Source organism: Paenibacillus sp. SORGH_AS_0306 (genome assembly GCF_030819345.1).
GTDB classification, from domain to species: domain Bacteria; phylum Bacillota; class Bacilli; order Paenibacillales; family Paenibacillaceae; genus Saccharibacillus; species Saccharibacillus kyungheensis.
Map to the genome: position 1 here is coordinate 1,160,449 of NZ_JAUTBP010000001.1, position 21,887 is coordinate 1,182,335.

Below are 21,887 nucleotides of genomic sequence, written 5' to 3' on the forward strand. Positions count from 1 at the left end.
CTGTTTAAAAGGAGACTTATGGGAATGACGAATATCCCCTACACATTAGAGAACTCAATTGGTTACAAACTTTCTATTGCTACACGTCTTGCACACAATCGCTTAAATCAATATTTTCGTGATGGTGGCTATCCGGTTACACATGAACAATGGATTTTGATTTCATTTTTGTGGAGACGGGACGGGCAGACACAGAATCGTCTTGCACGTCTGTCTCGCAAAGATCAACCCAGTGTATCGAGGTTGATCGATAATATGATCAAACGCGGGATGGTGGTACGTGTTCCTCATCCTGATGATCGCCGTACCAATCTTATCTATTTGACGGATTATTGCCGTAGTATTGTAGATGATCTCGGTGATAAAGCCAGTCAAACGATCGAAGATGTATTTAATGGATTTACTGTAGAAGAGCGCAATATAACGATTAAAATGCTTGATCGTATTATCGATAACTTGGATTAATTCCGTTTGTTTTGTATTAAGGTTCTCTATTTTGGTTAAATGACAAGTAGAGCTAAACTTAATACCAAGGAGGAATTAACATGATCTCTGTAGAGGAAAGACAAAAGTGTCTAGAAGCTTGTCTAGAATGTATGGAAGCTTGTAATCAATGTTATGCCGCTTGTCTGGAAGAAAAACATTTGGATATGATGCGAGGCTGTTTGCGACTTGATCGTGAATGTGCAGACATATGTGCATATACTGCCAAAGCTATGACTTCGCAAAGTCCTTATATGCAACAAATTTGTGCTCTATGTGCGCAAATCTGTGAAGATTGTGCTCAAGAATGTGTCAAACATGATCATGACCATTGTCAACGTTGTGCCGAAGCCTGCCGTCACTGCGCTGAAGCTTGTCGGAGTATGGCTGCATGACAAACGATTGTCATACTAAATATGTACAAAAAGGAGAGAGCGATTCTCTCCTTTTTGCGTTGCTTTGTCAACGATAATCCTTATAAAGATGACATGATAAATAATGAAAAATAGTAGATTTATTTGTAACGAGTGAAGATTAATTATACAATATAGAATATGAGCTAGAAGATGAATCAGGAATTATACCGAAGTGCGACACGAAGTCGTCGACAAAAAACAGGTTCTATCATACCTGCTTATTTGTCGGCGTTTCCTGACGTTTACGACAAAGGAGAAAAAGATATGATTGCTAAAACAGAACAAGATATCGAAGGATTAAAAAAAATAGGTAAAGTGGTCGCGATTATTCGTGATGAATTGAAAGAAATGACTAAACCAGGAATGCGTACGATCGATCTAGATCTGCATGCGGCTAAGTTATTTGAACAATATGGTGCATTATCAGGTCCTAAAGTGACTTATGATTTCCCTGGATTTACTTGTATTAGTGTAAATGAAGAAGTGGCTCATGGTATTCCAGGTGATCGTATTATTCAAGAAGGCGATCTAGTCAATGTAGATGTATCTGCTTCATTAGATGGATACTTTGCAGACACAGGTGTATCATTTGTAGTTGGTAACGGTGATCCCAAATTAACTCAGCTATGTGAAGCTTCTATTTTGGCATTTGAAGCAGGAGCGCAGAAAATTCGTGCAGGTTCCAAGCGAAGCAATGCAGGTAAAGCTACTTATAATACAGCCAAAAAATTAGGATTCACTATCATCACTAATCTGACCGGACATGGTATCGGCAAATCGTTACACGATGATCCTGAATATATTTTGAGTTATTACGATCCTACCGATAACGGATTATGGAAAGAAGGAATGGTTATTGCTTACGAACCGTTCGTATCTACCAAAGCCGAAGAAGTAGCGGAAGGTAATGATGGCTGGACACTCAAAACAGATGATGGTAGCTTTGTAGCTCAATATGAGCATACAATGATTATTACCAAAGGCGAGCCTATTATTTTGACTAAATAAAAAAAGATATACATGCAATCATCAAAAAAAGCCGCATTGCTGGATTATTCCAGACATGCGGCTTTGGTATTTGCAATTTGTAATAGATGAGCGTACAATAAAATTTGGTCTGCAAAAGAGCATAAATATTCCAAAATTATCAATATAGATTTAACATAACATAATTAATATATATTGTCAAATTTATAATTGCATAGAATGTGTAGACATAGACAAAGGAGATGATCCAGTATGGCAATAGATGATCAGGATTGGAAAGATGAACAAGCACGAGTAGATGATGTAACAACCAAAATCAATCGAAAAATGGCTGTGCTTGAACAAGAAGTTGGAGCGGCGCGTGGCGATGTTGTCGGTATGCGTAAAGACTTCTGGGATGAAGTGACAGTTAACTTCAGTGAGCCGGATGATGTAGGAGAAACTTCAACGAGTCTACGTCAGCAATCACAGGTATTGACCGAGATTGAATTGGCTCACAAACGTTCGAGTCTGACTTTAGATAAATTACGTCGTTTATCAGGTTCTCCTTATTTTGGACGGATCGATTTTAAAGAAGTCGGTGAACCTGCAACAGATCATATTTATTTAGGGATTGGTTCTTTTTTAGATGATGATGAAGAGACATTTTTGATCTATGATTGGCGTGCTCCGGTATCGAGTCTTTATTACGATGGAGCACCGGGCCCTACTTCTTATCGGACACCTGTCGGAAATATCGAAGGAAATATGGAGTTAAAACGTCAGTTTGTCATTCGTGATGCGAAGATCGATGTGTTGTTCGATACAGGGGTTACGATCGGTGATGAATTGTTACAGCAAGTGCTTAGTCATACCGCAGATAACCAAATGAAAAATATCGTAGCCACTATTCAAAAAGAACAAAATAGTGTTATTCGTAACGATCGTAGTCGGCTATTGGTCGTACAAGGTGCAGCAGGAAGCGGCAAAACGTCAGCAGCGTTACAACGTGTAGCTTATTTACTGTATCGTTATCGGGATAGCTTACGTGCCGATCAGATGGTACTCTTTTCCCCGAACTCGATGTTTAATAGTTATGTCTCGACTGTATTGCCAGAGCTTGGTGAAGAGAATATGTTACAGACTACATTTCAGGCGTATCTAGAACGTCGTATCGGCAGAGAATTTGATCTGGAAGATGTCTTTTCACAAATGGAATACTTGTTAGCCTGGAGAGACGATTTGGAGCATGATGCACGAGTGCAAGGGATTCGTTACAAATCATCAGCAACTTATCTCAAAGCCATTCGCCGTTATACCGAGCTATTATTAACAGATGGCATGGTATTCCGTCCGATTCGTTTTCAAGGTAAAGATATCGTAACCCGTCAACAGATGCTAGATAAGTTCTATGGATTTGATTCGGCTGTCAAATTAGGAAATCGGATCGAATTAATGCGTGATTGGTTGCTTAAAGAAGTCAGTTTATTTGGACGCAAAGAGCGTAAAGAAGCATGGGTAGAAGAACAAGTACAGTTGATGAGTACGGATGATTATCATCGTGCTTATACGATGATGCGTCGTAAGCAAAAAGGGAAAATGCCTTCTTTTGATGATTTTCAATTAGAAGCAGAATTAGCAGCACGTATGGTTGTGAATGACTGGCTCAAACCGTTACGCAAATGGGTCAAACGACTTCGTTTTGCAGATATCAAAGCGGTTTATCGCAAAATGTTTACCGATGAAGTGTTATTTGCCAAAATCAATAATGGTATATTGCCTGAAGGTTGGGAAGATTTTGCAAGGCAAACAGTTAGCCGGCTCGATCAAGGAGAATTGGGATATGAAGACGCAACCCCGTATCTGTATCTCAAAGAACAATTGCAAGGATTCCGTTCCAATCATGCGATTAAGCATGTGATTGTCGATGAAGTGCAAGATTATTCACCGTTCCAGTTGGAATTTATGAAGCGATTATTCCCGCGTGCGCGAATGACTGCTTTGGGGGATTTGAATCAAGCGATTTATAGCCATAATTCGGTGTTTGATGAAGAAGATCCATTGTTAGAATTGTATGGTAAAGAAAATAGCGAGATTATTCGTTTGACCCGTAGTTATCGTTCGACATATGAAATTGTAGACTTTACACGAGGGATGATGAAAGGCGGAGAGCATATTATTCCGTTTAATCGCCGCGGAGATAAGCCACAAGTGTCGCTATATGATGATCGTGAATCGATGCATAACGATATCATTCGAGATATTCATGGGCTGCAACAGCAAGGTTATCAGTATACAGCGATTATTTGTAAAACAGAAAGTGAATGTGAAGAAGCTTATCAAGTGCTCAAAGAACAGATCACATTGCGCAAAATTACTAAAAATACACCTGCTTTTGAAAAAGGAACAGTTATTATTCCTGCTTATCTTGCCAAAGGTGTAGAATTTGACGCTGTTGTATTATATGATGCTTCCAGCCAACAATATCATCGTGAAGCAGAGCGCAAATTATTCTATACAGCATGTACGCGGGCGATGCATTTGTTACATTTATATGCTATTGATGAAGTGACTCCATTTATTACGGGTATGGACGAAGAGCGATATGTATTGAATGATCATCGTGGTTGATTACACATAGATCACAATATCCAAGTCGTTCACTAAGAATACATTGAAATAACTATGAAATACGCTAAGGAGGACATCAGTAGAACTTTACTGTTGTTCTCCTTTTTTTATAGGTAATCCTGCTGTTATCATATCTTATTCCAGACTGCTTTTTTGTAATTCAGTAATCAATGAATTAGAGACACCATTGGTCTGTTTGCGATATTGAGAAGGCGTAGAGCCCCGGTGTTGCTTGAATACAGAAATAAAGTAACTCAAGCTATCAAATCCGACTTCAAGAGAGATATCAACAATTTTGCGATCACTGCTTTCGAGTAATCGGCAAGCTTGTTGCGTCCGATAGCGATTGATATAATCGATCGGGCTTTTTTGAGTTAAACTTTTAAAAAAGCGACAAAAATGTCCTTCGCTCATATTGATCTGTTCTGCTAATTCTCGCAAACGCAGCGGTTGCTGGTAGTGATCATGAATATGACCGAGTACTGTTTTGAGACGTTCTACTTTATCACTTGGAGCGGGCAAAGGAGTGACTTGAGTATCCATATGTTCAATCATTTGAGCAAAAAGAAGATAAAGATAAGCTTTGGTAGTCAGTTCACAAGTCGCTGTCTGTTGTTCATTGATATCAACAATCGCAGTCAATAATTTCAACACTTCTTGTTCCCAGACTTTTTGTCCACGAATATGCACAGGCAATACCATTTGCTTACGTAACAACGGATCTATAAATCGTGCTTGTACCATGTCATACCCTGCACTATTTAACAAAGACATACTGAACACGGTCGCTACAAAGCTACAGGATTCATGTTCCATCTGATACGCTGTATGAATCTCACCACTATTCACAAATACCGCTTCACCTGCATGCACTTCATAAGGAATCGTACCGATCTGAAACAACGCTCTTCCTTGCGTCACCAAAATCAATTCAGGTTCTTCATGCCAGTGACATTCAAGCACTGTCTCTTCTTCAATATCATCCATCCGATACACACTCACCGGATACATCAGACTCCCGTGAATCCGATCTTCTTTTAACTCTTCACGCAACTGCTCCTGAATCATCCAATCACCGCCTTAAATAGTATGCAATAATTTCTATTTCATATTAGAAGTTACTTTACGTTCCACAAATAGATTATTGTTACGATCGCTGTTGTCATCGAATTTGTTTCATTACCGCTCTATGGTGAGACTAGTTCACAAAGGCGAGCACTTCACTTCTCCAGAATCATTCCATCTGCTCCGCTGTGGAACATATTAATCAGATAAAGGGATATCTCTAAAGGTTAAAACCTCATCAATCGGAATCCCAGCTTTGATAATATCGACTAACTCTTCAAACGAGGGTTGATATATAAAACATTTCTATAACCACATACTAGGCACGATCTAGTCCATAAGCAGATATAATATCTACAACTTTGTAATTATATTCTTATACTATATCCAGCACCAAAAGCTAAATTCCTCATCACTATACATAATAGTCATCACCATCATATTCACCAAACGCATTTCTCTGTTATTGGGCACTTCCTACCCACCACCCTATTGAAATTTCCTGCATTCTTGTGAGAAGCGGATGATCTACTACCACGAGCGGAGGGAAGGAGGAGGTGCTGAAAGAGCGAAGCGCTCGCCTTTGAAGAAAAATGCCAACTGCTTGAGCAGTTATTCAAGGCATTTTCCTTCACCAGCGACGACAAGCACCGCCTTCTTCACGCAGCAACCCCCATCAAAGATCCCCCACTCCTCACCAAATCAGCCAAAGATCAATATCCTTACACATATGATCAAAATAAAAGAAGAAAAGCGCTTTCTTTATCAATATTATTATAACTATAGGTAAGCGATTTGCACAAATACATTTTAATAACCAAATAAAGACTATTGGGGGAAATGACATGAAATTTACTGATGGCTATTGGATGACACGCAAAGGGTATAGTATGCAACATCCTGTAGATATTCGCGATATTGTTAACAAAAATAATGAATTAACGTTATATGCAGCTACCAAAAAAATTGTACATAAAGGCGATACGTTAAATGGAGCATTGCTCAAAGCTTCTTTGAGTTCTCCAATGCCTAACGTGATCAAAGTACAATTTAATCATCACAAAGGTGGAATCCAAAAACTGCCTGAATTTGAACTGGCTCAATTAGAGACCGATGTTCAAGTGATCGAAGATGAGGATCGTACTGTTTTTCAATCTGGAGATTTAACAGCAACCATTCGTAAAAATACCAATTGGGGGATTAGCTTTGATTTTGCCGGTCGTCATTTAACCGGTAGTGTTCATCGTGGGCCTGGTTATATTAACGGACCTGAAGATAGCGTCTTTTTCCGCGAGCAATTGGAATTAGGGATCGGTGAATATATTTATGGACTAGGCGAGCGCTTTACACCGTTTGTTAAAAATGGTCAGGTCGTTGATATCTGGAACGAAGATGGCGGTACAAGTAGTGAGCAAGCTTACAAAAATATTCCGTTTTACCTGTCTAGCAAAGGATACGGTGTATTTGTTAATCATCCAGAAAAAGTATCCTATGAAGTCGCTTCTGAAAATGTATCCAAAGTACAATTTAGCGTAGAAGGCGAAAGCTTAGAATATTACATTATCGGCGGTCGCAATCCAAAAGAAGTATTGGATAACTATACAACTCTAACAGGTAAGCCTGCATTGCCACCGGCTTGGACATTTGGACTGTGGCTAACGACTTCGTTTACAACAGATTATGATGAAGCAACAGTGAATCATTTTGTCGATGGAATGAAAGAACGCGACCTTCCATTGTCTGTATTCCATTTTGACTGTTTCTGGATGCGTGAATACCAATGGTGTGATTTTGTCTGGGATGAGCGGATGTTCCCGGAACCAGAAGCAATGCTTACCCGTCTTAAAGAAAAAGGGCTCAAAATCTGTGCTTGGATCAATCCATATATCGCAGAGAAATCGTATTTATTTGATGAAGGTATGGAAAATGGATATCTTGTCAAACGCAAAGATGGAAGTGTATGGCAATGGGATCTATGGCAAGCTGGGATGGGTCTGGTCGACTTTACCAATCCAGATGCAGTCGCATGGTACAAGAGCAAGCTGAAAGTGCTTGTTGATCAAGGGGTAGACTCTTTCAAAACAGACTTTGGTGAGCGTATTCCGACCGATGTTGTGTATTATGATGGCTCTGATCCTGTGAAAATGCACAATTATTATACGTTCTTATATAACAAAGTAGTATTTGAATTGTTGGAAGAAACACTTGGCAAAAATGAAGCGGCATTATTCGCTCGTTCTGCTACAGTCGGTGGACAACAATTCCCTGTACACTGGGGCGGCGATTGCTCTTCTACATTTGAATCAATGGCAGAATCATTACGTGGTGGATTATCTCTAGGAGTGTCTGGATTTGGTTTCTGGAGTCATGATATTTCAGGCTTTGAAATGACGGCTGCACCGGAAGTGTACAAGCGCTGGGTACAATTCGGAATGTTGTCTTCTCATAGCCGTCTGCATGGTAATGAATCATATCGTGTGCCGTGGTTGTTCGATGAAGAGTCTGTTGATGTGTTGCGTACCTTTACGAAGCTGAAATGCCGTCTGATGCCTTATCTGTTCGATGCGGCTGTTAATGCGTCTGAACAAGGTGTACCGATGATGCGTCCTATGGTGTTGGACTTCCATGAAGATCCAACAACACATACATTAGATCGTCAGTATATGTTCGGAGATTCGTTATTAGTTGCTCCGATCTTTAATAGTGAAGGGTTAGCAACATATTATGTACCAGAAGGAAAATGGACTAATTTCTTAACTGGAGATGTAGTACAAGGTGGACGCTGGTACAATGAAACGTTCGACTTTATGAATTTACCATTACTGGTTAAGCCTAATAGCATTATTGCGCTAGGTGCAGAAGAGAACAAACCAGATTACGATTATACCGATGGCGTAGAACTTCATATTTTTGAATTGGAAGAAGGGCAATCTACTTCGATCCGTCTGGTCAATATGCAAGGTGGGCAAGAAGCAGTTGTAACAGCTTCCCGTCAAAATAATACCATTGATATCTCCGCAGAAGGTACGCTTAAATCATGGTCTATCGTATTACGTGGTATTACAGACGTAAGCGGAGTTGTAGGAGCGAATCAATTGACTGGTGAACATGGCATTATTTTGAAATCGCAAGACCAAAAAGTGACTGTAACACTGTAATTGATAAATATTCCTTTAAACACAGTCTAGGTAACAATCTATAAGTTTGTACGATTAAGATGATCTCATGAATACTTGAAGATCATTCTCCATAAAATATTAAAAAAAGACTGCTCCTACATTTAGTAGAGGCAGTCTTTTTAATAGAAACAGAAGTATTGTTTTATTTTAATATAAAATCGATATTATTTAATTTTGATATGAATACTATGTTGTGTCTGAGCAGGCGTTGTTTTGGCTTTGATCATATATACAATACCGACCACAATATAAAGGACGATAAATAATGCAGAGAAGCGGTACATAGAAGTATAACTAGTGATTCCTGCAACAGTTCCTAAGATCATAGCACCAAGCGCTACACCCATATCAAGCGAGTTCAAGAACATACCGTTCGCCATTCCGCGTTGATGTGGGCTAACTACTTGAATCATCCATGTCTGCATTGTAGGTTGTAATGCTCCCCAGCCAAGACCATAACAGATTGCCGAAGCAAATAATCCCCATGTAGAATGAGCGAAAGATAACAGCAATAGACCAGCAATTAACATCACTGCTCCAGGTACGATAAGTGCTTTGGGCCCTTTACTATCATAGATTTTACCGGAGAAAGGACGAACAATAATTACAGCCAAAGCATTAAATAAGAAAAAGTAACCCGGATTCGCAAGATGAGCTTCTTTACCAAACAAAGCGATAAAGCTTACCAATCCACCATATGTTAATGACATTAAGAAATTTAACAGACTCGGCAATAATAATCTTTTTTCAAATTTGGAAGCTTTTGTAGGAAGTGGTGGAGTATCTATTGTTTCGACAACTATTCCTTCTGAAAGTGCTTTGGCTTGTGCAGCTAGTTTACGTTGATCGGCTGCGATTTTTTGCTCAGCAATCTTTTTATCTTGTCCTTTGACAAGGCTATAAGCAAGTGGGAATAGGATCAAAATAAATATCGAACCAATAATAATCAGCGGTGTAAATCCATATTGCTTTTCAATACTCATACCGATTAGTGGCCCCATCGACATAGAGATAGTAGTCGACAGACCAAAGTATCCCATACCTTCACCCATACGTTTGCGAGGAATAATATCGGATACCATAGTTGGGAAAGTGGTACTGTACATTCCGAATCCAAATCCAAAAATAACACGCATTACTAATAATAAAATAATCGTCGCACTAAAATAATATCCGACAGTACCGAGTAAGGCGATCAATAATCCACCAAACAAAATCACATTTCGCTTACCAAGTTCTAGTGCTCTAGCCGAAAATAACCGTGACACAATAGCAGCTAATGCCATCAAGCTAGTACATAGACTTACATAGAAATCGCCTGCATTGAAATGCTCTCGCATATACAAAGGCAGGGACGATAAGATCATATGCAAATTCAAAAAAACAAGTAAATTACAAGCTGTTAAAATCAAAAATTCTTTCGTCCACAGACGAGAAGGGGCGTCTTCCTCGATATCTGCTATAGGTGTTGTCTCTATTGAGGGGTTTGATTGTTGGGATGGAATATGTTCTTTTGATAAAAGGTTCTCTTTGTTAGTATGCTCCATAGTCTATATTTCTCTCCATTTCTGTAACCAATCCTATACTTTACTGTTCAGTGTCTCATGTGTATCAGGATCTATCTCTAATTTGTTGCGTAACAAATGCAGTAAATGATGCAGTTCTTTGAATTGCTCTGGTGTAAGCAGATCGGTTAAATCTTGATTATGTTTTTGCTCAATCGCATATATGGTTTCCATAAGTTCACGCCCGGCAGGTTGAGGATAGACAAGAAAAGCTCTTCGATCATGCGGATCTGTTTCTTTACGAATTAAATTTTTGCGATGCAATACATCCAAAATACGAGCGGTAGTCGGTTGATCTTTGTATACATGCGAAGCCAGTACTTTCTGATTCATTCCTTCTTGTGCACATACATAATATAGAACACTCCATTGCTCAGGGGTAATATCATGTTCTTTTAAATGAACGGCCAGCGACTGACTGACTTTGCGGTAGGTCGTTCCTAATACAAAACCGATCGATTCTAACTCTTGCATAATAGGTACTCCTTTCAGCATATCAAGATACGATCCAAAATAGATGTTATAACAATTATATCTAAAACAATTAAAATTTGCAATAAAAAAGCAGGAATCCGAAGATCCCTGCTTGGAAAGTATAAATCAATTATACTTGATAGCTTATTTAGTTCCAGCTTCTTCTTTTACTTGTTCTTTAGCTTGAGGAACAGATTCCCAGTCTTTCAAGAAACGTTCGATACCGCTATCTGTCAATGGGTGTTTCCACAAAACAGGAACCAAAGTACCTGGAATAGTAGCGATGTGAGCACCAGCAAGAGCAGCTGCTTCTACATGACCTACATTACGGATACTTGCAGCGATAATTTCTGATTTCAAACCATAAGTGTCTAAGATTGTACGAAGATCGCGAATCAATTTCATACCATCAACAGCGATATCATCTAGACGACCTACGAATGGGCTGATGAATGTAGCGCCAGCTTTAGCTGCCATCAAACCTTGTGCTGCGGAGAAGATCAAAGTTACGTTTGTTTTGATACCTTCTTTAGAAAGTTGGTTACAAGCGTACAATCCTTCTTCAGTCATAGGCAATTTAATAACAACGTTTGGTGCCCATTTTGCGATTTCGTGAGCTTCTTTTAACATACCTTCAGCATCAAGGCTTACAACCTCTGCGCTTACTGGTCCTTCAATAATCTCACAAATTTCGTCGATTACATCTTTAAATACGCGACCTTCCTTAGCGATCAATGAAGGGTTAGTTGTTACACCATCTACGATTCCCAAACGCGCAATACGTTTGATTTCTTCAAGGTTACCTGTGTCTAAGAAAAATTTCATTTCTCTTTTCCTCCTCGTAAAATTCTATAATTTGTATAACGTTAGGCATCAAACTGCAATTTGTAACATGTATCTACAACACGCTTAGAAATAAACACCTATCATTCTATTACCCAAAATGATCGATATGTACACTTTTAAGCGATTGTTTATTATCCAAGACAAATTGCTGAAAAACAATGTCTATGTATCATTTTTACCATAATTAAAGCATTCACACAACTCTTCCTTTTGGTTTTGAGGTCAAATGAAAGGGAACCAAAGACAAACCCAAATCGATATGTTGATTTTAAGAATTGTAATAAACCATATATAGTAGAAAAATGCACTTATTATTGTCAAAATGAGACTTTCAAAAGAAATAAAAATAATTTTAAAATGATAGATTCATTATGTAATATACAATAAATATAAAGTCTACTATTCATAAATAACTTGAAAATGACGAAATTAAATTATGAGCAATTTATGATATGAGGAGTGAACAACTTGGCTAATACATCTGTAAATTCAACAAATGATTCTGGTAATTTTGCGATTACAGGTCATGGATCGATAAGCATTGTAGATATGATGGTAATTTGTATGCAATATTTTGAAAAAATCGTAGGTAACGATATTATGTTAGGCGTCTGTGATATGACAGAGTTCAAATATTATCGTCCTGCTAGAGAATTGGATCTTGGCTTGCGTCCGGGTACACCTGTTTCACCTGACGATAACAATCTACGGACTGCCCTGGTAGATGGAGTATCTTCTGTTACTCGTGTGCCGGCTTCTGCGTATGGATTTGAATTAGATGCAGCAGCAGTTCCTATTAAAGATGCAAATGGCAAAGTTGTCGGTGCGTTAGCAACAGCTTATACATTGCAACATAATGAATTATTGGCTGATTTTACAACGAATCTAGAAACGATTAGCGAACAGTTAAGCGAAATGGTACAGACTGTAGCTGCTCAATCTCAACAACTATCTGCAACAACAACAGATATTCAGTCCAATACACGTGAAGCTGTTGAAAATTCCAAAGATGTTAATAAAGTAGCTGGATTTATCCGCGAAATTTCAGAACAAACCAATTTATTAGGTCTGAATGCAGCGATTGAAGCTGCTCGTGTAGGTGAAGCAGGCGCAGGCTTTGGCGTTGTTGCTTCTGAAGTGCGTAAATTATCTGTTGATACCAAACAAGCTACTCAAAATATCGAACAATCGCTATCAACTGTACAACAATCGATTCAATATATGGAGCAGGAGATCTCAGCAATAGCCAAATCTTCTCAAGAACAAGCTATTTTAGTTAATGAATTTAGTGAAGTGGTAGATAGCTTGAATCAAATGAGTCACAAATTTAAAAACTTTACAAACGACTTTTTGAAATCTCGTCTGTAATATTATTAGTATTTATCGTATGTCGAGAAATAGCAGTTTTCTTCTGAGAGATGAAGAGACTGCTATTTTTTGTTATGGTTAAAAAGGGTTAATAATACAAGAATCTAGTCAATGAAAGGAAGAACTTTATTTATGAGTGCTATTTTTCGTAACGATTGGGCAGACGTATTAGAATCGGAACTGCAAAAGCCATACTATCTGCAGTTACGCCAATTTTTGGCACAAGAATATCGCACAGCAACGATCTATCCAGATATGTATGATATTTTTAATGCCTTACATTACACATCACTTGAATCGACCAGAGTCGTTATTTTAGGGCAAGATCCTTATCATGGGCCAGGACAAGCACATGGATTAAGCTTTTCTGTCAAACCGGGGGTCTCAATTCCACCTTCATTACATAATATCTATCAAGAGCTTCATGATGATCTCGGATGCGCTATTCCTAAGCATGGATCATTGATCCATTGGGCAGAGCAAGGTGTTCTATTATTAAATGCTGTATTGACCGTACGACGTGGACAAGCCGCTTCTCATCAAAATCAAGGGTGGGAAACATTTACAGATCGGATTGTACAGGCTGTCAACGAACGAAAAACACCGGCTGTTTTTATATTGTGGGGAAGTCATGCACAGCGCAAAGGAGCAGCGATTGATCGTACCAAACATCATGTGATCACATCTCCGCATCCAAGCCCATTTTCAGCGCACAAAGGATTTATGGGCAGTAAACCTTTTAGCAATACCAATCAATTTTTGCAGTCTCAGGGAATGGAACCGATCGATTGGTGTATAAAGGATTGATTTGCAGAGCATGTAAGCGTTACAATCATAGAGGTTAATCTTTAGCAATATAATGCTAATCTGTCCTACTATTTTACAGATGATTTGATCCAAAGGAGGATTTTGTCGAGTGGAATACCGTGTAGAGAAAGATACAATAGGTGAAATTAATGTACCTGCTGATAAATTATGGGGTGCACAAACACAGCGCAGTAAAGAAAATTTCAAAATTGGTCAAGAAAAAATGCCGAAGCAAGTCGTATATGCTTTTGCATTACTAAAAAAAAGCGCAGCACTTGTTAATGAACAATTAGGTAAATTATCGACTGATAAAGCACATGCGATCGCTCAAGCCGCAGATGAGATTCTAACAGGTCAATGGGATGAGCATTTCCCGTTGGTAGTCTGGCAGACAGGAAGCGGTACACAGTCCAATATGAACGTCAATGAAGTGATTGCCCATCGTGGTAATCAGTTGCTTGAAGAACAAGGCAAAAGCGAACGTCTACATCCTAATGATGATGTAAATATGTCGCAAAGTTCTAACGATACATTCCCGACAGCATTACATGTAGCAGGTGTATTAGCTGTAGAAGATCATTTGATTCCTGCGATTGCTAAACTTCAACAAACATTTACACAGAAATCAGAAGAGTTCAAAGATCTGATCAAAATCGGACGTACTCACTTACAAGATGCAACGCCACTTACACTGGGGCAAGAGATCAGTGGATGGGAAGCGATGTTAGCGAAAAGTACACGTATGATCACACAGAGTGTAGAAGAAATGAAAGAACTGGCGATCGGTGGTACAGCCGTAGGAACAGGGATTAATGCCCATCCAGATTTTGGACGATTAACGTCTGAGAAAATTTCAGAATTAACAGGCAAATCTTTTGTGACTGCTCCGAATAAATTCCATGCTCTAACCAGTCATGATGAAGTGGTCTATGTACACGGCGCTGTCAAAGCGCTAGCGGCTGATCTGATGAAGATTGCTAATGATGTGCGCTGGCTTGCTAGTGGACCTCGTAGCGGACTAGGAGAGCTTACAATTCCTGCTAATGAACCGGGTAGCTCTATTATGCCGGGTAAAGTAAATCCGACACAATCCGAAGCGATGACTATGGTTGTAACGCAGGTGATGGGTAATGATGCAGCGATTGGATTTGCTGCAAGTCAGGGTAACTTTGAATTGAATGTATTCAAGCCTGTTATTATTTATAACTTCTTACAATCGGTTCAATTGCTTGGGGATGCGTTGATCTCTTTCAACGATCATTGTGCTATCGGAATCGAAGCCAATGTAAATCAAATTAAACACAATCTGGATAATTCGTTAATGTTAGTGACGGCGCTGAATCCGCATATCGGTTATGAAAATGCAGCTAAGATTGCCAAGCATGCGCACCAAGAAGGATTGTCTTTGAAAGAATCTGTATTGCAAAGTGGATTATTAACAGAAGAAGAGTTCGATAAATATGTCGATCCTTCACAAATGATTCATCCAAAAGCATAATAGAATCGCAAACTTAACTATAATCTAATTTTTAATCAGCAAGCCTTTTTCAAGTAATCTTCTGAATGCAATCTTCAGAGATACATGAAAAAGGCTTTTTTTGATAGGGGAAAAGCTAGATTAGTTCCACAGCATATCAACGCTAGATTTGCTTTTACACTGAATTGTGAATACATAGCTATCAACTTTAAAATTTATAGACACAGATTCGCCATAAATGCTTGCCAAGTGAAATTGAATAAGCTACAATATCGATACAAGTTAATTGATAATAATTATCATTATCAATGGATAACTAAAAAAATTGAAATCAAGGAGGGCCAGTGTGAATATATTATCGGATTGTCTCTCACAACTGACAGAACATCTTCGTGGTGATTCATCAGTGAAAGGGCTGTTGATTACTGGTTCGGTCGCTTATGGCTATTCTTCACCTCATTCAGATATGAATATTATGATTATCGTATCCGATCAAGAATTTGAAGAACGTTTCCAATCGGGTTCGTTACATTATGATGGAGCCGAATGTAAAGTAGGACGTTCTTTGCACAACATAGATGGCAAGTACATTAGTATGGCTTATTTGGAAAAAGTAGCTCGCTTTGGTAGTGAACCTGCACGGTTTGCCTTTTTGGGTGCAATCGTTGTATTTTCAGATATTCCAGAATTACGAGATGTATTAAATACGATTACCGAGTATCCGATGTCGCTCAAGCAAAATAATATTCACCGATTTTATGCTCAATTTGAAGCTTGGTATGGAGAATGTAGACAAGCGTTGAAGCGTGACGATGCGTATTTGTTGCATCAAGCGGTAATGAATATGGTGTTATTTGGCGGACGCATGGTACTTGCACATAATGAAATGCTATACCCGGGACATAAGTGGATGATGCGAGTCTTAGAAGGCGTTAGAGAGAAGCCTGAACGGTTACGTGAACAGATTCAATCATTGATGGCTGAGCCGAAAGAAGCAATGATCGAGCAATTTTATCGTCATATCACCGAATTCCGTAACTGGGGTATAGGAGATATGAAATGGGCTGATTATGTCATTCGGGATAGTGAGTTACACTGGATGCAAGGAAGCTTATCGGTTGCAGAATTATAAGTAGTTACCCAAATGATAAATTAAGCAGTAACAGAACAAAATAAAAGCGTCGTGTCTCTGGCTGAGAACGGCGCTTTTATTTTTGGATGAGCCCAGGTATAACCTTAGCTATTTGGATGCATATTGTTGTTTGATGTAAATCATCATCATACTATATGAATAGAATAGGTTGTAGTACATATAGGCTGCGTCATCAAGTGCAAAACAGGGAAAAGTATTCTCTATATGAACATGTCAGCCTTTCAAGGGAAAGCGGACATGGGATCATTAATTAGAAGCAAGAATAGATGTTTTACCTAATAAATGCTGGAAGCTGATCATACCGTTACCATACAGATTGTCTTTGCCAGTTGCGCCCAAATCAATACTGCCTTGATCCAGTGCCTGACGAATTTGTGTATTTGTACTACCCGGGTAAGCTTCTTTAAGAATAGCAGCCATACCCGTTACAAATGGAGCTGCAACAGATGTACCGCTACGAAGTTCATATTTACCATTACTAGAAGTACTTACAATGTCTACACCCGGTGCTGTCAGTTCAATCTCAGAACCGCTAGAAGAAAAATCAGCACGTTGTAAATTATCATCTATAGCAGCCACAGCGATAACATGACTGGATTTAGCAGGGTATTGAACAGTATCTGTAGCCGCATCAGCTGTACCTTTATTACCAGCTGCTGCAATTAGCAAGATTCCATTTTGATCAGCAGAAGCAAGTACTTGTTCTACAACAGGAGAATCTTCAGGAAAAGCGATAGACATATTTACAATATCCATATGATTTTGAATAGCCCAGTCGATTCCTTTTGCTAGATCTTCGGTAGAACCATTACCTTGACTGTCTAGAATTTTAACAGCGTAAATTTGAGCATCAGGTGCTTCGCCTACAAGACCTTTACCGTTAGATTGAGCACCAATAACACCTGCTACAAAAGTTCCGTGTCCGTTATCATCAGCATAAGATTGAGTGTAGCCCACTTCAGATACACCGCCAGCAATATTCAATTCAGGATGTGCAGAGATACCTGTATCTAAAATAGCTACTTTGACACCTTTACCAGTGTAGTTATCGTTAGAAGCGATCTGAGCATCGACTGTGCCATATCCCCATGAAGCTTGTTCATTGCCTTTGACATTAACAGTTTTGATGTTAGCGCCAAAAGCTTGAGCTGCTGACTTATAAGTTGTATTTTGTTCAATGCTTGTGATACCTGTTTGAGTAGCAAGAAGATCTTTTTGATCATTTGTCAAATTGACAGCTACCATATTAAGATGGTTAAAGGCATGAATATCATTAGCTTGACCAGCAACATTCTCGATATTTTGTTTGCCCTGAGTATCAGAGTAAGCAACAAGATAACGATGAGTTGTTGAGTCTGTATGATTTAGAGAAGATGTATATAATGAAAATGTTAATGGAATAGCTAGAGTGGCGATCAGCGCCGTTAATTTTAATTTAGTGTTTTTAAAGTTCATTAGTCTTAGGTCTCCCTGCTTATTATTAGGTATTAAGTATTATATATTTAACCAGATTATACACTGTGAAACATATTATTACAATAAACGACAAAAATTATTTTGTTCTATTTTGTCTTAAAATGTCTTATTATGTATTATTTATATCGGATTTATTTTCAATAAGTTTATAGTTTTCAATTAAGTTGTGTAAAATCTTTTTAGAAAAATAAAAGACCCGGTTAATTTTGCCGGGTCTTTTGCATGTTTTTATCGTTTTTTGAGCATGATATAGATTAATAATCGCTAGAAATCATTTCATCTAACGTTACATCTTCTTTGACAGGTGCAGTAGGGAAGTAACCAATACTGGATGCATAACTCAACATAGCAGAAATAAATTCATAATCTGGTTTGGCGCATAATACACCTTGTTGTTCCAGTTGTTGAGCAGTATTCGGATTCGCTAGACGATAAGCAGAATCTTTCGCTCCGTCTCCATCTAATTGTCCCATCGCAAGTAAAAGAGCTTCTGCTTGCTTCTCAATCGAAGAATCTAATAACCATTCAGCATATTGTTTAGCAGGTAAAACATCTATCTCATATCCAAATTCTTTAATCATGTCTATCAAATGATCGTAATGAACTTGTTGCGGATTGCAGATATGGAATAGTTGACCGGCAGTATCTGGTTGTAAAGCAAGATGAATAATCGAACGACCTGCATAATCGATCGGTGTAAAATCCATCCATTGATTAGCCGCTGGTGCTTTGCCTAATAATAGCATCGCTTTGATCATACGATACATAGCATTACTGTCTATATTACGCTGGAAGCGACCTGTTACTGATTGACTGGATAGATTACCTGCACGATAAATATTCACCGGAATACCACGCTCACCGGCTGCAAATATTAATTTTTCGGCTTCTAATTTACTATTTGTGTACATATTTTCTGTGTGTAGACCATCTAGAAGAGCACCGGATTGTTTGACCTGATCCCATTTGCCCTCTAGTGATAAGTCTTCAGGAATCCCCATCGTAGAAATATGATGGAAACGAATACCCGGACGCGTACTTGCAATAGATAGTAATTCAGCAGTGGAATAGATATTTGATTTGGCAAATTGCTCTGTATCTCCAAAGTGTCTTACATCTGCCGCACTATGGATAATCGCATCAATACGATCTGTAATCATTTGGTAGTCGTTATCGCTAAGTCCTAGACGTACACTTTCCAAATCGCCTTCTACAGCAGTAACACGATCTTCGAAGTGCTGTAAAATTTCTTGTCCAAAATACAACTCCATTGTGCCTTTAAGACGCTCTATACTGGCTGCACTACCTGTTTTGCGTACCAGTGCATATACATGAGCATTACTTTGTTGTAACAGCTCATACAGTAAATGTGATCCCAAGTATCCAGTAGCACCTGTTAGCAATACATGAGTCGTATTCAATACTCCTGAATAGTTATCGTGAATACGAGCAGGGTATTCAACCAAATCTATCGTTTGTTGAATAGTTACTTCTGTCGATTCGGTGACGACTTCATTATCCAATTCTTTTACATACTCTTCTAATTGGATAACAGTTTTGTAAGTGAACAGATCCGCAATTTTGAGATTCGGAAATTGTGGTTTTAGCAATGTAAGAACATGAAGTACTTTCAGTGAATCTCCGCCAATTTCAAAAAAGTCATCATGAATACCAATTTGTTGCTTGTTCAATACTTCAGACCATGCGTTAGCTATCAATAGTTGTGTTTCATTTTGAGGCTCTACATAGTCTATAGCTGTTTCTTGCATTTCAATATGATCATAAGCAATCAATTTTTTACGTTCTGCTTTGCCTGTTGGAGAGATTGGAATCTCATCTAACTGACATACAAATCGTGGCACAAAATAAGAAGGCAGTCGATCTGACAAAAATTGCTTAATCGCAGCTGGAGACAATGCTGTACCATCAATCGTAGTAAAATAAGCCACTAGCATATTTTGACCAGTTTCATCCACTTTAGGAACAACAACCGCATCTTGCATATTAGGATATTTATTTAAGCTATCTTCAATTTCACCGATTTCGATACGATGACCTCGGATTTTAATTTGAGAATCGCGTCTACCTACATATTCAATTGTGCCATCCGCTAACAATTTCGCCAGATCACCTGAACGATAGATTTTTTCACCGTTACCGGAAGGGTCTGGAAGAAAAGCAGCAGCTGTTTTTTCAGGTTGATCCAAATAACCATGTGCAATACCTACAGTCGAAATGTAGATTTCGCCAGTAACACCGATAGGAGCAAGCATTTGGAACTCATTCATAATATAGACTTTATAATTAGAAATGGGGCGTCCAATAGGCACATTGACGATATCTTCGGTTAGCGTTTGGTCGACTTTATGCATCGTTGCACATACAGTACATTCTGTAGGGCCATACGCATTAACCAGATGGATCGGCTTGCCAAATTTCTGTTGGAACGTACGTACACGTTTGCCATACAAAGCTTCACCAGCGGCTGCAATCAATTTGAGACTAGCTAAGCGTGCATAACCTTCGTCCGACAAATAAGCTGATAATTGATTGAAAAATACAGTAGGTAAAGCTGTTACAATCGTTGTCTGTGTACGCTCAACCGCAATTGCAAATTCCTCGATAGATACTCGTTCTTCAGCATCTAATAAGAATAATGTAGCACCATGGAAAAGGGCTGCAATTGTTTCCCAGACAGAGCCGTCAAAGCTATAAGTAGCAAACTGAGTCATTACATCTTGAGAAGTTACATTGAATTCTCTTTGTAAAATTTCGCCTAGATTGACAACACCACGATGAGCTACCAATGTACCTTTAGGTTTACCCGTAGATCCAGAAGTATAGATGACATAAGCCAGATCATCAGGTAATACGGTAACATTAGGATTTAACAAAAATTGAGGATCAGATGTGATTGTAAGATATTCAATATCAATAATTCCACGTAATGTAGTAATGCCTTCTGTTAATTGAAGTACTTTGTTGTTGTATTTATGTTGAATTAATACAAAAGCAGACTGTGTATCTTGAACAATATAATGATTACGTTCATCAGGGTGAGAAGGATCTACAGGAACATAGACACCGCCAGCTTTCATAATACCCAATAAACTAATCACACTATATAGACTACGATCAATGTACATCGTAACAAACTCGCCTGGTTGTAACCCTTGTCTTAGCAACAAATGTGCAACTTGGTTAGCGCGTTGGTTTAACTCTTCGTACGTATATTCTGTTCCTTGAAATGAGACTGCAATATGTTGAGGATATTGTTGTGCAGCAGCTTCAAAAGCACCATGATACGTTTGTTGCTGTTGATAAGGGAAAGTGGTATTGTTCATCTCTTGATATACCGCTTGATCTTGAGCATTTAAGATATCAATAGAGCCAATAGGAAGTGTTGTATTATCTAATAATCCTTCTAGCAAACGGATATAATAATCTGCAAATCTTTCAATCGTTGCAGCCGTTAACAGAGAATCGTTATATTCGATAGCAATAGATAATGAAGTGGCATGAGCTTCTAAATTCCAGTTCATGACTTGTCCAGGTTGTGCAGGAATCTGTTGACCAAAATTAAACATCGTTTCACTTTTAACAGGTGATGTAGCAGGGGTAGTATCAAGTTGAGCATGAACATAATCTACTAATGATTGAAAGTGAGGATAATCTTCAATAGAAAGAGAGAAAGGAAATAATCCTGTTGGTGATCCAGATACAGCATGTATCTCATGTTCCCCAGAGATACGATAAAGCCAGCCAAGATAAGCAGAAAATAGAACAGCTTGACGCTCAATAGGGTTGACTAATGTCCCGATGTATAAAGCGATTTTGGCACCAAGATCAAAACGATAAACAGCAAAAGTGTCTTTTTGTTGTTGTCTTGTATTATCTAGTGGAATTTGCAAAGCAGGCAGTTGAATATAATCATTAGGTAAAAAGGCATTTTCCGACAGGGACATAAAACATCTCTCCTTT

At 38.5% G+C, this 21,887-nt stretch carries 15 protein-coding genes; 9 read left to right on the plus strand and 6 right to left on the minus strand.

Annotated features, from left to right (window positions below):
- Nucleotides 1–24 precede the first annotated feature (24 nt).
- The 4 genes from QE450_RS05235 (at nucleotide 25) to helD (ending at nucleotide 4,496) form a co-directional block, all read left to right on the plus strand.
- A complete protein-coding gene (locus QE450_RS05235; RefSeq protein WP_069326325.1) occupies nucleotides 25–465 on the plus strand; it encodes a MarR family winged helix-turn-helix transcriptional regulator in 441 nt (146 codons plus the stop codon).
- Nucleotides 466–545: 80 nt separating this feature from the next.
- Complete coding sequence (locus QE450_RS05240) at nucleotides 546–878, plus strand: four-helix bundle copper-binding protein (RefSeq protein ID WP_307297597.1); 333 nt, start codon at nucleotides 546–548, stop codon at nucleotides 876–878.
- Nucleotides 879–1,163: 285 nt separating this feature from the next.
- The gene (gene map / locus QE450_RS05245; protein WP_274170371.1) at nucleotides 1,164–1,907 is read left to right on the plus strand and encodes a type I methionyl aminopeptidase; all 744 of its coding nucleotides are present in this window, start codon (nucleotides 1,164–1,166) and stop codon (nucleotides 1,905–1,907) included.
- Nucleotides 1,908–2,138: 231 nt separating this feature from the next.
- On the plus strand, nucleotides 2,139–4,496 hold the full coding sequence (helD, locus tag QE450_RS05250) for an RNA polymerase recycling motor HelD (protein WP_307297598.1): 2,358 nt from the start codon (nucleotides 2,139–2,141) through the stop codon (nucleotides 4,494–4,496).
- Between the two features lie 135 nt (nucleotides 4,497–4,631).
- On the opposite strand, the gene QE450_RS05255 is transcribed toward helD, so the two are convergent.
- Nucleotides 4,632–5,564: an AraC family transcriptional regulator gene (locus tag QE450_RS05255; RefSeq protein WP_307297599.1), complete on the minus strand. Its 933-nt coding sequence runs from the start codon at nucleotides 5,562–5,564 to the stop codon at nucleotides 4,632–4,634.
- Nucleotides 5,565–6,406: 842 nt separating this feature from the next.
- Here QE450_RS05255 and yicI point away from each other — a divergent pair.
- Nucleotides 6,407–8,719, plus strand: coding sequence for an alpha-xylosidase (gene yicI, locus QE450_RS05260; RefSeq protein WP_307297603.1), 2,313 nt, complete (start codon nucleotides 6,407–6,409; stop codon nucleotides 8,717–8,719).
- Between the two features lie 185 nt (nucleotides 8,720–8,904).
- Here the strand turns inward: yicI and QE450_RS05265 are convergent, their stop codons facing one another.
- The 3 genes from QE450_RS05265 to fsa all read right to left on the minus strand — a co-directional run bounded on the left by QE450_RS05265 (nucleotide 8,905) and on the right by fsa (nucleotide 11,604).
- Nucleotides 8,905–10,287, minus strand: coding sequence for an MFS transporter (locus tag QE450_RS05265; RefSeq protein WP_274170367.1), 1,383 nt, complete (start codon nucleotides 10,285–10,287; stop codon nucleotides 8,905–8,907).
- A 33-nt stretch (nucleotides 10,288–10,320) separates the two neighbouring features.
- A complete protein-coding gene (locus QE450_RS05270; RefSeq protein ID WP_273615685.1) occupies nucleotides 10,321–10,779 on the minus strand; it encodes a MarR family winged helix-turn-helix transcriptional regulator in 459 nt (152 codons plus the stop codon).
- Between the two features lie 144 nt (nucleotides 10,780–10,923).
- Nucleotides 10,924–11,604 carry a fructose-6-phosphate aldolase gene (gene fsa / locus QE450_RS05275; protein ID WP_273615691.1) on the minus strand — a complete coding sequence of 227 codons (681 nt, stop codon included), beginning with the start codon at nucleotides 11,602–11,604 and terminating at the stop codon, nucleotides 10,924–10,926.
- A gap of 489 nt (nucleotides 11,605–12,093) precedes the next feature.
- Here fsa and QE450_RS05280 point away from each other — a divergent pair, with 489 nt between their 5' ends.
- The 4 genes from QE450_RS05280 to QE450_RS05295 all read left to right on the plus strand — a co-directional run bounded on the left by QE450_RS05280 (nucleotide 12,094) and on the right by QE450_RS05295 (nucleotide 16,409).
- Nucleotides 12,094–12,993 (plus strand): methyl-accepting chemotaxis protein, encoded by a 900-nt coding sequence (locus tag QE450_RS05280; protein WP_273615692.1) that lies wholly within the window; start codon nucleotides 12,094–12,096, stop codon nucleotides 12,991–12,993.
- A 132-nt stretch (nucleotides 12,994–13,125) separates the two neighbouring features.
- On the plus strand, nucleotides 13,126–13,800 hold the full coding sequence (locus QE450_RS05285; RefSeq protein WP_307297604.1) for a uracil-DNA glycosylase: 675 nt from the start codon (nucleotides 13,126–13,128) through the stop codon (nucleotides 13,798–13,800).
- Nucleotides 13,801–13,909: 109 nt separating this feature from the next.
- The gene (gene fumC, locus QE450_RS05290) at nucleotides 13,910–15,298 is read left to right on the plus strand and encodes a class II fumarate hydratase (RefSeq protein ID WP_307297605.1); all 1,389 of its coding nucleotides are present in this window, start codon (nucleotides 13,910–13,912) and stop codon (nucleotides 15,296–15,298) included.
- Nucleotides 15,299–15,623: 325 nt separating this feature from the next.
- A complete protein-coding gene (locus QE450_RS05295; RefSeq protein WP_273615695.1) occupies nucleotides 15,624–16,409 on the plus strand; it encodes a hypothetical protein in 786 nt (261 codons plus the stop codon).
- 267 nt (nucleotides 16,410–16,676) lie between these two features.
- Here QE450_RS05295 and QE450_RS05300 read toward each other — a convergent pair whose 3' ends face one another.
- Together QE450_RS05300 and QE450_RS05305 are read right to left on the minus strand one after the other, a co-directional pair.
- The gene (locus tag QE450_RS05300; RefSeq protein ID WP_307297606.1) at nucleotides 16,677–17,885 is read right to left on the minus strand and encodes a S8 family peptidase; all 1,209 of its coding nucleotides are present in this window, start codon (nucleotides 17,883–17,885) and stop codon (nucleotides 16,677–16,679) included.
- A 275-nt stretch (nucleotides 17,886–18,160) separates the two neighbouring features.
- Nucleotides 18,161–21,871 (minus strand): non-ribosomal peptide synthetase family protein, encoded by a 3,711-nt coding sequence (locus QE450_RS05305; protein WP_307297607.1) that lies wholly within the window; start codon nucleotides 21,869–21,871, stop codon nucleotides 18,161–18,163.
- Nucleotides 21,872–21,887 lie beyond the last annotated feature (16 nt).

What these genes read in the sequence shown, in the direction of transcription:
- QE450_RS05270 (WP_273615685.1), bottom strand. Translation starts at nt 10,779, where the DNA reads ATGCAAGAGTTAGAATCGATCGGTTTTGTATTAGGAACGACCTACCGC.
- map (WP_274170371.1), top strand. Translation starts at nt 1,164, where the DNA reads ATGATTGCTAAAACAGAACAAGATATCGAAGGATTAAAAAAAATAGGT.
- QE450_RS05285 (WP_307297604.1), top strand. Translation starts at nt 13,126, where the DNA reads ATGAGTGCTATTTTTCGTAACGATTGGGCAGACGTATTAGAATCGGAA.
- QE450_RS05235 (WP_069326325.1), top strand. Translation starts at nt 25, where the DNA reads ATGACGAATATCCCCTACACATTAGAGAACTCAATTGGTTACAAACTT.
- yicI (WP_307297603.1), top strand. Translation starts at nt 6,407, where the DNA reads ATGAAATTTACTGATGGCTATTGGATGACACGCAAAGGGTATAGTATG.
- QE450_RS05240 (WP_307297597.1), top strand. Translation starts at nt 546, where the DNA reads ATGATCTCTGTAGAGGAAAGACAAAAGTGTCTAGAAGCTTGTCTAGAA.
- QE450_RS05255 (WP_307297599.1), bottom strand. Translation starts at nt 5,564, where the DNA reads ATGATTCAGGAGCAGTTGCGTGAAGAGTTAAAAGAAGATCGGATTCAC.
- QE450_RS05265 (WP_274170367.1), bottom strand. Translation starts at nt 10,287, where the DNA reads ATGGAGCATACTAACAAAGAGAACCTTTTATCAAAAGAACATATTCCA.
- helD (WP_307297598.1), top strand. Translation starts at nt 2,139, where the DNA reads ATGGCAATAGATGATCAGGATTGGAAAGATGAACAAGCACGAGTAGAT.
- QE450_RS05305 (WP_307297607.1), bottom strand. Translation starts at nt 21,871, where the DNA reads ATGTCCCTGTCGGAAAATGCCTTTTTACCTAATGATTATATTCAACTG.
- fsa (WP_273615691.1), bottom strand. Translation starts at nt 11,604, where the DNA reads ATGAAATTTTTCTTAGACACAGGTAACCTTGAAGAAATCAAACGTATT.
- QE450_RS05300 (WP_307297606.1), bottom strand. Translation starts at nt 17,885, where the DNA reads ATGAACTTTAAAAACACTAAATTAAAATTAACGGCGCTGATCGCCACT.